We start from the raw sequence: 16,919 nt of genomic DNA, 5'->3' as shown, positions 1-16,919 counted from the left end.
CGGACTGCGGACGCGGGGGTTGTGTTCATGCCGTCAGGCGCGCACGACGGTGGCGATGGGGGTCCTTCCGCGGAGCAACCCATGTTGGGTGCTCTGTTACGGGGCTGGCGGGAGCGGGCGCTGCTGACCCAGGAGCAGCTGGCGGAGCGCTCGGGGCTCACCGCCCGGACCGTTCGCCGGTTGGAGTCGGGTGAGCTGCGGCGGCCGCGCAGCACCTCGTTGCGGCTGCTGGGTGCGGCGCTGGCCCTGGACACCGCCGAGATGTCTCTCCTGAGCGAGGCCACGACCGGCGTCCCGCAGATCCCGCTGCCGAGCCCGGCGCGCACGACGCCGCGGCAGTTGCCGGCCGATGTGGAGTTCGTCGGCCGGGCGCGGGAGATGGCCCTGCTGGACGCCGCCGGCGACGCGACCACGGTGGTGATCACCGCCATCGACGGCATGGCGGGGGTCGGCAAGACCGCGCTGGCCGTGCACGCCGCGCACCGGCTGGCCGCCCGTTTTCCCGACGGTGACCTGTTCGTCGACCTGCACGGCTACACCCAGGGCCTGGCCCCGGCCGACCCGGCCGACACGCTCGCCCGGGTGCTGGGGCTGCTGGGCGTCCCGGGGGAGTCCATCCCGCAGCACGTGGACGATCGGGCGGCTCTGTACCGCACGCTGCTGGCCGGCCGCCGGATGCTGATCGTGCTGGACAACGCCGCCGACGAGGCGCAGGTGGAGCCGCTGCTGCCGGGCGCGGGGGGCTGCCTGGTGCTCATCACGAGCCGGCGGCGGCTGGTCGGCCTGGACGGTGTCCGTACGGTGTCGGTGGACGTCCTGCCGGTCACGGACGCGATCGCGCTGTTCGCCGGCACCGCCGGGCCGGAGCGGGCGGCGGGCGTGCCGCGGGAGTCGCTGGCCGAGGTGGTACGGCGGTGCGGGCTGCTGCCGCTGGCGATCCGGCTGGCCGCGGCCCGGTTGAAGGCCCATCCGGCCTGGAGCGTGCGCCACCTGCTGGAGCGGCTGGAGGAGCACCGGAGCCTGCTGAGCGAGCTGCACGCGGGCCAGCGCAGCGTCACGGCCGCGCTGGATCTGTCCTACCGGGAGCTGGCGGCCGACGAGCGGCGCGCGTACCGGCTGCTGGGACTGCACGCCGGCCCGGACATCGGGGCCGAGGCGGTCGCCGTGCTGCTGGACACCGGCCGGAGGCGGGCCGTGCGGCTGCTGGATCGGTTACTCGAGGCTCATCTGCTGCAGGAGCCGGTCATCGGCCGCTACCGCCTGCACGACCTGATCCGCGCCCATGCCGCCGCGATGGCCGCCGACGAGGAGCCCGAGACCGAGCGGCGCGCCGCGCTGACCCGGCTGCTGGACCACTACAGCCGGGCCGCCTCGGCGGCGATGGACCGCCTCTACCCCTACGACGCGGAGATGCGGCCCCGCCCTCCGGCAGGCACCGCGTCCATGCCCGACGTGCCGAGCGCCGAGACGTGGCTGGACGCGGAGCTGGCCAACCTGCTCGCCCTCGCCCGGCACGCCGCGGCCGACGGCTTCCCCGCGCACATCCGGCACCTGTCGGCCACGTTGCACCGCTGCCTGCGCGTCCGCGGCCGGTACGCCGAGGGCGCGGCCCTGCAGACGCAGGCGCTGTCCGCCGCCCGCGGCACCGGGGATCGTCCGGGCGAGATGGAGGCCCTCCTGGGGCTGGGCGAGATCCGTTGCGCGCAGAACCAGTACGAGACGGCGACGGAGTACATCATGCGGGCCCTGGACATCGCCCGCTCCACCGGCCACCGGGCCGGCGAGCTCGGAGCGCTGCACTGCCTGGGCACGATCCAGGCGTACCAGGGCCAGTTCGCACCGGCCGCCGGGGCGTTCACGGAGGCGCTCGGCATCGCCCAGGCGATCGGTCACCGCATCGGCGAGCTGGACTCCTTGATCGATTCCGGCCAGGTGCACCGGCTGATGGAACAGTACGAGCCCGCCACCGAGCACCTGACGCGAGCTCTCGAACTCGCCAGGACGGTCGGTCACCGCACCTGTGAGTCGCGGGCGCTGATGGGCCTGGGCCACATCCACCTGAAGCGCGGGCGGTACGGGCCGGCCGAAGAGTGCTTCTCGCAGGCCCTGGCCCTGGCCCGCGGCATCGGGCACATGCTGGGCGAGCTGATCAACCTCAACGGGCTCGGCCAGCTGTACCGGATGCAGGGAAGGCACGACCAGGCTCTCGACCACTACCGGCAGGCGCTCGACCTGGCGCGCCAGGTCGGCAACGACAACTGGCAGTTCGAAGCCCTCCACGGCTCCGGCCGGCTGCAGCACGACCGCGGGCGCGCCGCCGAGGCGCTCGAAAGCCATCACCAGGCCCTCGACCTGGCCTCGGCCCTCGGCCAGTCGAGCGATCAGGCCCGCGCCCACGACGGCCTCGCCCACGCCCACGCCGCGCTCGGCCGGCCCGCCCAGGCCCGGCACCACTGGACCCAGGCCCTGAACATCATGACCGCCCTCGGCATCGACCGGACCGAGGAGAAAGGGGTCGACGTCGAGAGCATCCGGGCCCACCTCGCCCGGCAGGCCTCCGGCTAACCCTGATCCACCTGGTCACGCGCGGCCCGGGGGGCGGGGCGCAGGCCGAACAGGAAGCGCGTGACGCCGGTGCGGCGGACCAGGAGGTCGTAGGCGAGGACCAGCAGGGCGAACGACGTCACGACGACGACCGTGAACTTGACGGCGATCGGGGCGTCCCACCGGACGACGCCGTAGGCGACCGCGACCACGATCGGCTGGTGCAGGATGTAGAGCGGCAGCACGGCCTCGGACAGGTAGGCGTACCAGCGCCGCGGCTCGCGCCCGCCGGTCCGGGGGCGGGCGGGGCGGACCCGGTCGAGGAGGCCGATGATCGCCATCAGCCAGCACCACCCGGCCGCGCCGAACAACGACCTGCCGGCCATCGCGAGAGGCGCCGGCCCGGTGAAGGCGGCGTCGCCGGCCAGGAGCATCGCGGGCACGCCGACCAAGCAGAACAGCAGCCCGGCGAGCACAATCAGGCGGGCGTCGCGGCGGGCGGCGGCCCTGAAGCGATCGTCGGTGGCGAAGACGAAACCGAAGAGATAGAAGAGCAGGTACGCCCAGCGGTGCCAGCCCCCGTACTCCTCCTCCAGCCCCGCCAGCGCGCACCACACCGCCAGCGGCACGGCGGGCAGGAGGGTGGCGCCGCGTCGCCGCTCCGCGAACGCGGCCATGCGGTCGCGCAGCCGTGCCGCCCGGTCGCGGTTCGCGGGCGAGCGGAACCCGTGCGTGACGGGGGCCAGCAGCAGGGAGAAGGTGAGCAGCAGCACCAGGAACCACAGGTGGCCGGTCTCGAAGAACTCGCCCTGGAGGACGAAGGGGAACTTGCCCGGCTCCAGGTCGATCTGGAAGAAGCGGGGCAGGAACTCGAGGTACGACTCCTGGTGGGCGGGGTCGGCGCGCACGCGTAACCACTGCGGGACCGGTACGAGGACGAGCGTCCCGAACAGCAGCGGCACACCGAGGCGGCGCAGGCGTTCGGCGACGAACGCGCCGGTGCTGCGGCGGCGCAGGGAGTGCCAGGCGCCCAGGCCCGCCAGGAAGAAGAGCAGCGGCATCGCCCACAGCACGCCGACGGCGGCGACGACCAGGGTGACGTCGGTGGTCTCGGCGTTCTTCACGTAGAAGTCGTCATGGGCGCCGAACACCAGCGCCGAGTGGAAGAACACCAGCCCGACCACCACCAGCACCCGGACGGCGTCGAGCTCCGCCCGCCGCCCGGAATCGGTGGAGGAGGCGCTGGAGGAGGTGCTGGCAGGGGTTGACGGCATGGTCACGACCCTTCGGCTGTCGCGTCTCGTCTTCTGCGAACGGTGCCCGCCGTCACGATAGCCAGGATGAGCCCCGGTGGGAGCAGCCCCTTGGGCCAGAAGTCCATCGGGCAGCCCTCGGCCACGCTCACCGCCGCCCAGACCACGACGTTGACCGCGAGGAGCGCGGCCCACCCGGCCCACACCGCCTTCAGCCAGCGGGGGGTGCCGGACGGCGCGGGTGACGGGCTGGGACGGCGCCGCGCGGGGAGGTCGGCGACCAGGTCGGCGAGTTCGCCGCGGGTCACCGACCCGTAGGCCCTGCCCACGCGGTCGTCGAACTCCCTGAAGTCGAGGCAGCCCTCCTCCACGGCCAGGCGCAGCCGCTCGGCGGCCGCGTCGCGATCCTTGTCGGATGCCCGTACGTCGCGGTGCTCGTCCATGTCAACCTCCGGGTGGAAGAACACCCGACTTGTTGGGGAAGTGCAGGGGTTTATCAGGGGTCAGGAAGGAGGGGTTTCCCGCGCGAGGAAATGGGTTATCTCCGCCTTTTCCTCGGCGGTGATGTTGCGGTCCGCGCGGCGGCGCGCGGCAATGGCCGGAAGGTACGGCCGGGCCGCCTCGGTGTCGATGTCGCCCAGGAACGCCCCGAGCATCGCCGCCCGGCCCTCCTCGATCTCCGGGCCGACGGGGACGGTGGCCAGGACCAGCCAGGTGCAGGCGACGTCCGCGCCCGCCGCGCCACGCGCCGCGTTCGCCCAGTCGATCACCCGGGGGCCGTCCCCGGTCAGGAGCACGTTGGCGGGGTGGAGGTCCAGGTGGAGCAGGCGGTTGCCGGGGCAGCCGTCGGCGGCCTGCAGCCAGCCGGGGGCCCGTACGGCGCCGAGCCTGCTCAGGAGGGACGCCAGGAGGCGGCCGTGCTCCGGAGCCTGCCCGGGGTCGCGGGCCATCTCCGCCATCAGGCTCGGGCCGTCGACGCGCTCCATGAGGATGTCGGGGCCGTCGGCGTCGAAGACCTTGGGGGCGGGGAAGCCCTGGCGCCGGGCGTGGCGCATGACGGCGGCCTCACGTTCGAGGCTGCGGCCGTCGCGGGCGCGCCGGACGACCCGGCCGGCGCCGGCCTCGAGAATCTCGCAGTCGCAACCGGCTGCGATCAACGAACCAACCTGCATATCGGTCAGACTAGGTTGTCAACTCGGTGTACGGATATATCAGGCCGCTGGCCGGTTTTTCCGGCAACTACCTGCCACCAGTTTCCCCGTTATTTCCGGCCTTCATCCCGCCAATATGGCTACAACCGCACTCACCCACAATTCCATTAAATATGGGGAGGTGACACGTTGCTGGTGGCAACCGATCTCGTCAAGCGGTACGGCACGGTCCAGGCCCTCGACGGATTCACTCTGAGCGTGGCGTCCGGTGAGATCGTCGGGCTCCTAGGCCACAACGGCGCGGGGAAGACGACCTTCGTGGAGATCGTGTCCCATCTGATCCGCCCGGACAGCGGAAAGGTGAGCATCGACGGCAGACCCCCTTCCGCCACACGCGGTGAGGTGGGCGTCGCGCCCCAGCACATCGCGCTGTACCCCTCCATCACCGTACGCGAGCACCTTGAGCTCTACGGCAAGCTGGCCGGGCTGAGACGGACCGCGCTCAGCGCGGCCATCGAGGACCTGGCGGCGGTGCTGCGGCTCAACGAGATCATGGACAGGAGGACGGGCAAGCTCTCGGGCGGCCAGCAGCGCCGTACCCAGGCCGCCAGCGCGCTGGTGCACCGGCCCGCGCTCCTGCTGCTCGACGAGCCCACGGCGGGCGCCGACCTGGAGACCAGGCAGGCGATGCTGGACGTGGTCAAGCAGCGCGCCGGAGAGGGCGCGGCCGTCGTCTACACCACCCACTACCTGCCCGAGCTCACCGAGCTCCAGGCCACGATCGCGGTCGCCCGCGACGGCCGGATCATCGCCAGGGGGCCCAGCGACGAACTGCTGAGGGACCTGCCGGGCGAGGTGCGGGTCACGCTGGACAACGAGGAGCAGATCGCGGTCTCCGCCTCCGACCCGGCAGCGGCCCTGATCGACCTGCTCCACCGGGTGAACCGTCCGGTCACCTCGGTGGACGTGCGCAACCCGTCCCTGGACGACCTCTATCGATCCCTGGCGGTCACCGATGCTTCTTGACTCCGCGCCACGCGGGCTCGGCGTGCTCAACGCCGTCTACCGGATCTCCGCCCTGGCCAGGCACAACCTGATCATCCGGTTGCGCGACCCGGGGCAGATGATCAGCTATGTCGCCATGCCGATGGTCCTCATGCTGGTGCTGAAGCCCCTGTACGTCAGGGCCCTGGACGGAGGCGCCACCCAGGTCGCCACCGGCCTGATGGTCATGTTCTCCGTGTTCGCGATCTCCCTGGCGGGCAACTCGATCCTGTCCGAGCGCACCTGGCGCACCTGGGACCGGCTGCGGGTGAGCAAGGCGCCGGCGTTCGAGCTGCTGGTCGGCAAGACCCTGCCGCTGTTCGTGGTGATGATCGCCCAGCAGGCGATCCTCGTGGTGTACGGCTGCCTGGCCATCGGGCTGCCCGTGCCCCCCGCCCCGAGCCTGGTCCTCCTGTCCATCGCGATCTGGGCGTTCGCCCTGCTGGCGATCGGCGCGGCGCTGGCCACGCTGGTCCGCAGCCACGGTGAGCTCAGCGTGATCTCCGACGTGGGCGCGCTCACCCTCAGCTCCCTGGGCGGGGCGCTGGTGCCGCTGAGCCTGATGCCCGACTGGGCTCAGACGGCCGCGCACGTCTCACCCGGCTACTGGGCGCTGACCATGATGCAGGCCGCAGTACGCGGGGACGCGGCGGCGATCCTGCTGCCCGCCGCCATCCTGCTGGCGATCGGCCTGCTGGCGGGCTTGTTCGCGGCCCGCCGGCTGACGCGCGGCTGGGGACGGGACGGACTGCTGTGAGAGCGACTTCCGCGAAGAAGGGCATGGAGATGGATCAGCACCATTCACCAGGCGACGCCGATGTCGCGATCATCGGCATGGCCGGTCGGTTCCCGGGCGCGGCCGACGTCCAGAGGTTCTGGCACAACATCAGCAACGGGGTGGAGTCCTTCACCCGGTTCACCGACGACGAACTGCTCGCCGCGGGCGTCTCCCCCGCGACGTTCCAGCAGCCCAACTACGTGCGGTCGCGGCCGATCCTCGACGACATCCGCGGCTTCGACGCCGGGTTCTTCGGCTACAACCCGCGCGAGGCCACCCTCGCCGACCCGCAACAGCGGATCTTCCTGGAGTGCGTGTGGGAGGTCCTGGAGTCCGCCGGATACGCGGCGCCGGAGGGCCGGGGCAGCGTCGGCGTGTTCGCCGGGATGAACATCAGCGGTTACCTGCTGACCCGGCTCATGGCGTTCCAGATGGGCATCGACACCTCCGCCCTGATGATCGGCAACGACAAGGACGCGCTGGCCACGAACGTCTCCTTCCGCTTCGACCTGAACGGCCCCAGCGTGTCGGTGCAGACCTTCTGCTCGACCTCGCTGGTCGCGGTCCACCTGGCCAGCGAGAGCCTGCGGCGCGGCGAGTGCGACATGGCGCTGGCCGGCGGCGTGTCGGTACGCATCCCCGACCGCGTGGGCTACCTGTGGGAGGAGGGCGGCCAGGAGTCGCCCGACGGGCATGTGCGGACCTTCGACGCCGAGGGCCGGGGCAGCATGTTCGGCGACGGCGCGGCGGTGGTCGCGCTGAAGCGGCTGAAGGACGCGGTGGCGGACCGGGACACCGTGCTGGCCGTCATCCGGGCCTCGGCCATCAACAACGACGGCGCGATGAAGTTCAGCTACCTGGCGCCCAGCATCGACGGCCAGCGCCGCTGCGTCTCCTCGGCCCTCGCCCGCGCGGGCGTGGACCCGGCCGACATCTCGTACGTCGAGGCGCACGGCACCGCCACCGAGGTCGGCGACCCGATGGAGGTGGCCGCGCTGACCCGCGCCTTCGGGGCGACCGAGCGCAAGCAGTACTGCGTGCTCGGCTCGATCAAGCCCAACGTGGGCCATCTCGACCGCGCCTCCGGCGTCACCGGCCTGATCAAGGTCATCCAGTCGCTGCGCCACGACCTGATCCCGGGCACGCTGCACTACCGCTCCCCCAACCCGGAGATCGACTTCGACAACAGCCCCTTCCGCGTCAGCGCCGAGCCCGTCCCGTGGCCGCGCGCGCTGGACCGGCCGCGCATCGCGGGGATCAGCTCGCTGGGCATGGGCGGCACCAACGCGCACGTCATCGTCACCGAGGCGCCGGCTTCCGCGCCGCGCGCGGCCCGGTCGCGCCGCTGGCAGATCCTGCCGGTCTCGGCCCGCTCCCAGCAGGCCGCCGAGCAGGCGTGCGCCCGGCTGGCCGGGCACCTGGCGGACTCGTCCGACGACCTGGGCGACGTCGCCTACACGCTGCAGGCCGGGCGCAAGGTGTTCGGGCACCGCAAGATCGTGATCGCCGACTCGGTGGAGGGCGCCGCGGCCAAGCTGGCCGACCCCGCCGGATCGCTCGGACGCGCGGACGCGACCGTGGGCAGGAAGGTCGGCTTCCTCATCGCGGGGGTCGGCGAGCAGTACCCGGGGATGGTGGCCGCCCTCTACGCCGACGAGCCGGGGTTCCGCGCGGACGTGGACGAGTGCCTGGCCGTGCTGGGGCTGACCGAGCCGGGGCAGCTCTCCGACGTCTTCGTGCCCGCCGAGCGGGACGAGGACGCCGGCGGTGACCTGGCCAGGCTGCTGGGCCGGGCCGGGGCCGGCGCGCCGCGGTCCACGACCGACGCGCACCTGGTGCAGCCGGCCGTCTTCGTGGCCGAGTACGCGCTGGCGCGCCAGCTCATCCGCTGGGGCCTGCAGCCCGAGATCATGATCGGCTACAGCCTCGGCGAGTACGTCGCCGCCTGCCTGTCGGGCGTGCTGTCGCTGCCCGACGCGCTGCGCCTGGTGGCCTACCGGGCCAAGCTCATCACCTCCCAGCCCGAGGGCGCGATGCTGGCGGTCTCCTCCGACGAGAAGCGGCTGCGCGCGGTGCTGGGCGAGGTGTTCACCCGCGACCTGGACGTGGCCGTGCGCACCGGCTCCCAGGTGGTGCTGGCCGGGCCGGCGGACGCGGTCGAGCGGGCCTCCGCGCTGCTGCTGGAGTCCAGGATCGGGCACCGGCGGCTGGAGACCACGCACGCCTTCCACTCCCGGATGCTGGCGCCGGTGGCCGGGGAGCTGACCTCCTGGATCGCCGACAACATCACGCTGAACCCGCCGCGGCTGCCGTACCTCAGCAACGTGACCGGCGAGCCCGCCACCGCCGAGGAGGTGACCGACCCGGGCTACTGGGCCCGCCACATGTGCGAGACGGTCGAGTTCGGCGCGGGGCTCGGGCACCTGCTCGGGCAGGCCGACCTGGCACTGGCCGAGATCGGGCCGGGCCAGTCGCTGGGCGCGCTGACCCGCGGGCACCCGGCCTGCGACCGCGCCCAGTGGCCGCTCATCGTGACCACGTTGCCCGCCGCGAACGACACGCAGGACGCGGGGGCCACCCTAGCGACCGCCGTCGGGAAGCTGTGGCTGACCGGGGTGCCGGTGGACTGGGACGCGCTGCACGAGGACGCCGGCTGGCGGCCGGGGCGCGTGCCGCTGCCGACGTATCCGTTCGAGCGCCAGGAGTACTGGCTGGAGATCGACGAGAGCGCGTTCGGCAGCGGCGGCGGCGCGGCCGCGTACGACGAGAGCGACCCGACCAGCATCGCCAAGGCCTACCCGCGGCTGCCCGACACCCGCTGGATCCACACGCAGGTCTGGCGCCAGACCACGATCAGGCCGGCCCGCGCGGAGGAGGGCGACCGCTGGCTGGTCTACACCGACGCGGGGCTCGCCGACGAGCTGGCCGCGCCCCTGCTGGCGCACCTGGCGGCCACCGGCAAGGACGTGGTCGTGGTCCGGCCGGGCGACCGGTTCTCCGCCGACCCCGACGTCCTGCGCGTGCGGCCCGGCTCACCCGAGGACTCCCTCGCGGCCATGCGCGAGCTGAACCAGCGCCGCTGGGAGCCCGACCGGGTCGTGCACCTGTGGTCGGCCGAGGGCGGCCCCATCGAGGAGAGCCTGCAGCGCGGCCTGCACACGCTGGTCGGCCTCGCCCGCGCCGCCGGTGACCTGGGGCTGCCGAGCTGGGCGCTGGACATCGTCACCTCGGGCGGCCAGCGGGTGCACCCGGGCGACCGCGTCAAGGCCGCGCTCGGCACCCTGCTCGGCCCGACCCGGCTGATCCCCGTGGAGTACCCGAGGGTCAAGACCCGGCTGATCGACGTGGACGGGGTGGGCTCGGCGCAGGCCCTGCTGGCCGAGCTGCGCGCCGAACCGGCCGACCAGGTGGTCGGCCTGCGCGGCGGGCAGCGCTGGATCCCCGACTACGAGGTGCTCGACGCCTCCGTCATCGAGGCCCGCACGCCCGCCGCCGAGGTGCGCAAGGGCGGCGTCTACCTGGTGACCGGCGGGCTGGGCGGCATCGGGCTGGCCATGGCCGAGCGGCTGGCCGAGCACTACCGGGCCCGGCTGGTGCTGCTCGGCCGCACGCCCGTGCCGCCGCGCGAGCAGTGGGCCTCCATCCTGGCCTCCGAGACCGCGGCCCCCGAGGTACGCCGGCGGCTGGAAGGGCTGCGCCGCCTGGAGGCCGCGGGCATCGAGGTCGTCACCGTGGCCGGGGACGTCTCCAAGCCCGAGGACACCCGCCGCGCCGTGGCCGCCGCGATCGAGCGCTTCGGCGAGCTGAACGGCGTGCTGCACTGCGCCGGCGTGCCCGCCGTCGGGCTCATGCAGTTCAAGACCATCGCCGACATGGATCGGGTGCTGGCGCCGAAGGTGCAGGGCACGCTCGCCCTGGCCGAGGCGCTGCGCGAGACGCCGGTGGACTTCCTGGCGCTGTACTCCTCCACCACCTCCGCGACCGGCGGCGGCGCCGGCCAGGTGGACTACTGCGCGGCCAACGCCTTCCTGGACTCCTTCGCGCTGGCCGACGAGCTGCCCGGCGTCACGGTCACCTCGGTCGACTGGTGCGAGTGGACCTGGAACGGCTGGACGGAGGGCCTGGAGAACTACGACGAGGGCTCCAAGCAGTACTTCGCCTGGTACCGGGAGAACTTCGGGCTCACCTTCGACCAGGGCTGGCAGACGCTGCTGCGGGCGCTGGCCAGCGGCGAGCGGCACGTCGTGGCCTCCACGCAGGACTTCGCGCCGCTGGTGGCGATGAGCCGCAAGTCGTCGATCGAGAGCCACCAGGCCACGGTGAAGAAGATCCGCGACGCGTTCGGGCGGCACCCCCGGCCGGACCTGTCCACCGCCTACGTCGAGCCGCAGTCGCCGGCGGAGGAGACCATCGCCGGGGTGTGGGCCGAGGCGCTGGGCCTGGAACAGGTCGGCGTGCACGACAACTTCTTCGAGCTGGGCGGCAACTCGCTGCTCGGCATGGAGATCATCGCAGAGGTCAGGAGGGCGCTGGAGCTGTCCTACCTGCCACCGCACATCCTCTACCAGGCGCCCACGATCGCCTCGCTCGCCGAGGCGGCCAAGGCCGACCAGGACGCGGGCGAGCAGACGAGCGAGGCCCGGGAGCAGCAGCGGTCCCGCATCGCCCAGCGACGCAACATGCTCAGGAGCGGAAGGACGTCATGACCGGAACCGACTACGACTCCGCGGTCGCGCTGATCGGCATGTCCGGGCGCTTCCCCGGCGCAGGGAGCCCCGCCGAGCTGTGGAGCAACCTGCTGGCCGGGATCAAGGGCCTGCGGACCATCACCGACGAGGAACTGCGTGAGTCCGGGGTCGACCCCGGCACGCTGGCCGACCCGCGCTACGTGCGCGTCGGCGGCCCGCTCGACGGGCTCGACCGTTTCGACGCGACCGTGTTCGGGATCAACCCGCGCGAGGCCGAGACGATGGACCCGCAGCACCGGCTGTTCCTGGAGTGCTCGTGGGAGGCGCTGGAAGGCGCCGGGTACTGCCCGACCGACGTGCCGGGCCAGGTGGCGGTCTTCGGCGGCTGCGGGTTCCCGGACTACATCGTGCAGAACCTGCAGCACCTCGGCAACCAGCCGGGCGGCGCGCTGCTGATGGCCGTGGGCAACGAGCGCGACTCGCTGGCCTCGCTGGTGTCGTACAAGCTGGGGCTGCGCGGGCCCGCGGTGTCGGTGCAGACGTTCTGCTCGACCTCGCTGGTCTCCGTGCACCTGGCCTGCCAGAGCCTGCTGACGTACGAGTGCGACATCGCGCTGGCCGGCGGCGCGTTCACCCCGCTCCCCCAGCCCTCCGGCTACCTGTACGAGCAGGGCGGCATCATGTCGCCCGACGGCCGGGTGCGCAGCTTCGACGCCGAGGCCGGCGGGACGGTGATGGGCAGCGGGGCCGGCGTCGTGGCCCTCAAGCGCATGTCGGACGCGATCGAGGACGGCGACATCATCCACGCGGTCATCCTGGGCTCGGCGGCCAACAACGACGGCCGCCTGCGCGCCGGGTACACCGCGCCGGGTGTGGACGGCCAGGCCGACGTGATCGAGTCGGCGCTGGGGGTGGCCGGGGTCAAGCCCGACACCGTCGGCTACGTCGAGTGCCACGCGACCGGCACCATGCTGGGTGACTCGATCGAGCTGGCGGCCATGAACCGGGTGTTCGCCCAGCCCCGGGAGACGCCGTGCGTGCTGGGCTCGCTGAAGCCGAGCCTGGGCCACCTCGACCGCGCCTCCGGCGTCACCGGGCTGATGCGGGCGGCGATGGTGCTCAAGCACGAGCTGCTGCCCGGTACGCCCGACTACGAGACGCCCAACCCCGCGCTGGCCACCGCGCACGACCGGTTCACGGTCCTGGCCGAGCACCAGCCCTGGGCGGCGGGCCCGAACCCGCGGCGGGCCGGCGTCAGCTCCTTCGGGCTCGGCGGCACGAACGCGCACGTGGTGCTGGAACAGGCGCCGCCGCGGCCGCAGCGGTCCGAGCGGCTCGGCCCGCACCTGCTGGTCCTCTCCGCCGGGGACGACCAGGCGCTGAGCGAGGTGACCGAGCGGCTGCGCGACCACCTGTCCGAGAGGCGGGACGACGACCTCGCCGACGTGGCGTACACCCTCCAGGTCTCGCGTGGCGGCTTCGCCCTGCGCCGGGCCGTGGTCTGCCGCGACCGCGACGACGCCGTGGCGGCCCTGGGCGACCCGTCCCGCTGGATCGACGGCAAGACCCAGCGGCGCAACCCCAAGGTACGCCTGGCCGTACCGGACGCCGAACCGCCCGCGACCTGGTGGGCGGAGCTGCACGCGGCGGTCGCGGGCGTCCTGGGCCACGGCACCGCTCCCGCGTCGGGCTCGTCCCGTGCGGCGGCGCTGGCGGCGCTGGCCGACGGCCTGGGCGAGATCGGCGTGCGCGTGCTGCGCGAGGAGACCACGGACCCGGCCGAGGAGGTCGTGGTCGCGCCGGAGGAGGACGCCACGGCGGCCGAATGGCTCCTGGCGACGCTGGCCCGGCTATGGCTGGCCGGCAGCGCCCCCGACTGGGCGGCGCTGCACGGCGGCCGGGGACGCCGGGTCGAGTTGCCCACCTATCCGTTCCAGCGGCGCAGGTTCTGGGTCAAGGCCGCCCCGCCGCAGGCGCAGGGGCAGGTGAGCGAGGGCAAGACCTTCGACCGCTCGCGGTGGACCCACCTGCCGGCCTGGCGGCAGCACCCGCTGCCCGTCGCCGGCCTGGACGAGCGGCTGCGCGAGGCCGGCCCGTGGCTGGTGTTCGCCGCCGACGAGCGCGGCGAGGCGCTGGTGGACCGGCTCAACCGGGCCGGCGCCGAGGTGACCGCCGTGCGCTGCGGCGACGAGTACGCCGAGGAGGACACCGGCGACTTCGTGATCCGGGCGCACAAGCCCGACGACATCGCCGAGCTGATGTTCTCGCTGGTGACCATGCCGCGCTCGATCGTGCACGGGCTCAGCCTGGCCTCTCCGGAGCCCGGCCCCGGCGCCGACCCCGTGGCGCACTTCACCGCCGAGCAGTCCCGCGGCTTCTACTCCGCGCTGGCGCTGTCCAGGGAGCTGGTGGACAACACCGGCTCGGCGCCCAGGGCCGAGCTGGTCCTGCTCACGTCGCAGGCGGTGAGCGTGGCGGGGGCCGACCTGCGGCATCCCGAGCACGCCACGCTGGCGGCGCTGGCGCCCTCCCTCCAGCAGGAGAACCCGCGGCTGCGCTGCCGCACCATCGACGTGGACACCACCGGAGAGGCGGCCGCCCTGGCCGAGCAGGTGCTGGCGGCGTCGGTCTGCAAGCACGAGGGCCCGATGGCGATCCGCGCGGGCGAGACCTGGCTGCGCCGGTACGAGCCGTACCCGGTGGCGGAGCTGGAGCCGGAGCAGCGGCCGATCCGCGACGGCGACACGGTGCTCATCACCGGCGGCCTCGGCGACGTCGGCCTGGTCCTGTCCCGGCACCTGGCCGACGCCTACGGCTGCCGCCTGGTCCTCACCGCGCGTTCCCCGCTGCCGCCCCGGGAGGAGTGGGACGCCTACCTCGCCGCCCCGCCGGCCGGCGGCGAGCGCACGGCCCGGCACATCGCCAACATCAGGGACCTGGAGGGCCGGGGCGCCACGGTGCTGGCCCTGTCGGCGGACGTGGCCGACGAGGAGCAGATGCGGGCCGTGGTGACCGCCGCGGTCGACCGCTTCGGGGGCATCGACGTGGTGGTGCACGGCGCGGGCGTGCAGGACGGCGCGTACTTCAACTTCGCGCACCTGATGGACCGCCCCCAGTGCGAGGCGCACTTCGCGGCCAAGGTGACCGGCTTCCACGTGCTGCAGAAGGTGCTCGGCGAGCAGTGCCCGGACCGGCGGGTCACGCTGTCGTCGATCGCCGCGGTGCTCGGCGGCATGACGCTGGGGCCGTACGCGGCGGCCAACGCCGCCCTCGACGCCTACATCCGCGTGGCCCGCACGGCGGGCGCCGGCCGCTGGGTCACCGTGGACTGGGACACCTGGAACATCGACCCCGACCGGGTGGCCGGGCACAGCGGCGCGGTGGTGGACTTCGCGATGGCCCCGGCCGAGGGCGTGGACGTCTTCGAGCGGGCGCTGTCGGCGGCCGACCGCGTCGGGCACCTGGTGATCTCGACCGGCTCGCTGGACTCCCGGATCGCGCAGTGGGTCACCGGCGACATCCACGAGAGCGACGACGACTACGACGACCGCGAGCGCCATCCGCGGCCGGAGCTGAACAACCCGTACGTGGAGCCGAGCGAGGGCACCGAGGCCACGCTCGCCGAGATCTGGTCCAGGGTGCTCGGCATCGACCCCATCGGGGCGCTGGACAACTTCTTCGAGCTCGGCGGCCACTCGCTGCTGGCGATCGAGCTCACCACCAGGATCCGCAAGACGCTGGCCGCGTCGGTGCCGGTGACCGGCCTGCTGGAGTGCCCCACGGTCCGCCAGCTCGCCGAGTTGCTCGACGCCCGCGACGAGGAGGAGTAACCGCACATGAAGCAGCCCGAGTACCTGCGGACCGTGCAGGGCTTCGCCCGGCGCGAACTGCTGGGCAAGGAGCCGTACCTGGACTCACTGGCCGAGGCGCCGCTCCCGCTCTACCGGCGCTTCGCCGACACCGGCCTGGCGAACTGGTGGATGCCCAAGGAGTTCGGCGGCCTCGGCATGGGGCTGGAGGAGAGCGTGCGCATCACCGCCGAGCTGGCCTACGCCGACGCCGGCGCGGCGTTCACGCTGTTCATCCCCGTGCTGGCGACGAGCATGGTCTCCTGGTACGGGAGCGAGGAGCTGAAGGAGCGCCACCTCGGCCCGCTCGTGGCCGAGAACGCCTTCTGCTCCACGCTGGGCAGCGAGCACGCCGCCGGCAGCGAGCTGGCCAGGATCACCACCACGGCGCGGCGCGAGGGCGACACGGTGGTGCTCGACGGCCAGAAGGCCTTCTCCACCAACACCGGCTTCGCCCGCTTCATCGTCGTGATCGCGCGCGCCCAGGAGGACTCGTCGGGGTACCTGGCCGTCCTGGTGCCGCGCGACACGCCGGGCGTCACGGTGGAGAAGCGGTGGGACGTCATCGGGCTGCGCTCGTCGGCGACCTACCAGGTCTCCCTGTCCGGCGTGCGCGTCCCGGCCGGGAACGTGCTGCGGGGCAACGGCCTGCGCCTGCTGGAGGTGGGGCTGAACGCCAGCCGCATCCTCATCGCCACGACCGCGCTGGGCATCGCCCGGCGCGTGCGCGACGTGTGCATGGAGTACGCCAAGTCCAAGTCGGTCAAGGGGGCACCGCTGACGGCCAACTCGGTCTTCGCCGGCCGGCTGGGCCAGTTCGAGATGCAGATCGAGGTGATGGCCAACCAGTGCCTGGCGGCGGCGCGGGCGTACGACGAGATCGCGGCGCGGCCGGACGCCGGCGAGGAGTTCCTGCGCGTGGGCACGCTGAAGCAGGCGCTGACCACGAAGATGTTCTGCGGGCAGACGGGCTGGCAGATCGCCTCGACGGCGTCGGAGATGTTCGGCGGGATCGGCTACACGCACGAGATGGTCATCGGCAAGCTGCTGCGCGACATGCGGTACGTGTCGATCGTGGAGGGCGGCGACGACGTCCTGCGGGACCTGGTGTTCAGCCGGTACGTGGTGCCGGTGTCGAAGCGATCGTGACCACCGCGGCGGCGTAGCCGGGGGCGACGTCGAGCCAGCGGACGGGACCACGGAGGGAGCGCGACCGGACGGAGGTCGCGCTCCCTCCGCGTGCGCGGACCTCTTCGCCTGCGCGGACGCCTTCGAGTACGCCGGCGCCTTCGCGTACGCGGACCAGGACGTCGCGGAGGCCGCCCAGGCCCGCGCCGGTGGCCTTCACGAACGCCTCCTTGGCGGTCCAGAGGCGGAAGTACTCCGTCAGGTCCGCGCCGGGGCCGGCGGCGAGCAGCCGGGCCACCTCCTCCGGCTGGTACAGGTGCCGGGCCAGCGCCAGGTGGTCGAGGTCGGCGCGGACGCGCTCGACGTCCACGCCCACCCGCGCCCCCTCGGGAGCGACCGCGACCAGGGCCCAGGCGTCGGAGTGCGACAGGTTGAAGTCGGGCGCGGGCCGCCCCTCGCCCCGGTCCAGGCAGGGGCGGCCCGAC

At 73.2% G+C, this 16,919-nt stretch carries 10 protein-coding genes; 6 read left to right on the top strand and 4 right to left on the bottom strand.

The features are described 5' to 3' along the window. The first annotated feature begins 81 nt into the window (after positions 1-81). The gene (locus AB0J69_RS28445; RefSeq protein WP_364123143.1) at positions 82-2,565 is read left to right on the top strand and encodes a tetratricopeptide repeat protein; all 2,484 of its coding nucleotides are present in this window, start codon (positions 82-84) and stop codon (positions 2,563-2,565) included. On the opposite strand, the gene AB0J69_RS28440 is transcribed toward AB0J69_RS28445, so the two are convergent. Genes AB0J69_RS28440 through AB0J69_RS28430 form a run of 3 tightly spaced genes read right to left on the bottom strand, consistent with a single transcriptional unit; the run spans position 2,562 to position 4,969 of the window. Next, positions 2,562-3,818, bottom strand: coding sequence for an acyltransferase (locus AB0J69_RS28440; protein WP_364123141.1), 1,257 nt, complete (start codon positions 3,816-3,818; stop codon positions 2,562-2,564). The two genes, AB0J69_RS28445 and AB0J69_RS28440, sit on opposite strands and share 4 nt — an antisense overlap. 2 nt (positions 3,819-3,820) lie before the next feature. Continuing rightward, a complete protein-coding gene (locus AB0J69_RS28435) occupies positions 3,821-4,240 on the bottom strand; it encodes a DUF1707 domain-containing protein (protein WP_364123139.1) in 420 nt (139 codons plus the stop codon). A 60-nt stretch (positions 4,241-4,300) separates the two neighbouring features. Next, positions 4,301-4,969, bottom strand: a complete 669-nt coding sequence (locus AB0J69_RS28430) for a phosphotransferase (RefSeq protein WP_364123137.1) — start codon at positions 4,967-4,969, stop codon at positions 4,301-4,303. Positions 4,970-5,143: 174 nt separating this feature from the next. Here AB0J69_RS28430 and AB0J69_RS28425 point away from each other — a divergent pair, with 174 nt between their 5' ends. From AB0J69_RS28425 to AB0J69_RS28405, 5 genes are read left to right on the top strand one after another with little or no spacing between them, the layout of a single operon-like run. Next, on the top strand, positions 5,144-5,974 hold the full coding sequence (locus AB0J69_RS28425) for an ABC transporter ATP-binding protein (protein ID WP_364123135.1): 831 nt from the start codon (positions 5,144-5,146) through the stop codon (positions 5,972-5,974). Then, entirely contained in the window at positions 5,964-6,749 is a 786-nt protein-coding gene (locus tag AB0J69_RS28420) for an ABC transporter permease (RefSeq protein WP_364123133.1), read from the top strand. Before AB0J69_RS28425 ends, AB0J69_RS28420 begins: the two co-directional genes overlap by 11 nt. A 23-nt stretch (positions 6,750-6,772) precedes the next feature. Beyond that, positions 6,773-11,476 carry an SDR family NAD(P)-dependent oxidoreductase gene (locus AB0J69_RS28415; protein WP_364123131.1) on the top strand — a complete coding sequence of 1,568 codons (4,704 nt, stop codon included), beginning with the start codon at positions 6,773-6,775 and terminating at the stop codon, positions 11,474-11,476. Beyond that, positions 11,473-15,288, top strand: coding sequence for an SDR family NAD(P)-dependent oxidoreductase (locus tag AB0J69_RS28410; protein ID WP_364123129.1), 3,816 nt, complete (start codon positions 11,473-11,475; stop codon positions 15,286-15,288). Before AB0J69_RS28415 ends, AB0J69_RS28410 begins: the two co-directional genes overlap by 4 nt. Before the next feature lie 6 nt (positions 15,289-15,294). Beyond that, entirely contained in the window at positions 15,295-16,455 is a 1,161-nt protein-coding gene (locus tag AB0J69_RS28405; protein WP_364123127.1) for an acyl-CoA dehydrogenase family protein, read from the top strand. On the opposite strand, the gene AB0J69_RS28400 is transcribed toward AB0J69_RS28405, so the two are convergent. Further along, on the bottom strand, positions 16,418-16,919 hold a 502-nt coding region (locus AB0J69_RS28400), incomplete at its 5' end, for a 4'-phosphopantetheinyl transferase superfamily protein (RefSeq protein WP_364123125.1). The two genes, AB0J69_RS28405 and AB0J69_RS28400, sit on opposite strands and share 38 nt — an antisense overlap.

The sequence above is a fragment of the Nonomuraea sp. NPDC049709 genome, assembly GCF_040674815.1.
GTDB lineage: Bacteria > Actinomycetota > Actinomycetes > Streptosporangiales > Streptosporangiaceae > Nonomuraea.
Note: the sequence above shows the minus strand (reverse complement) of the source record. Positions and strands in the feature narration are given on the sequence as shown.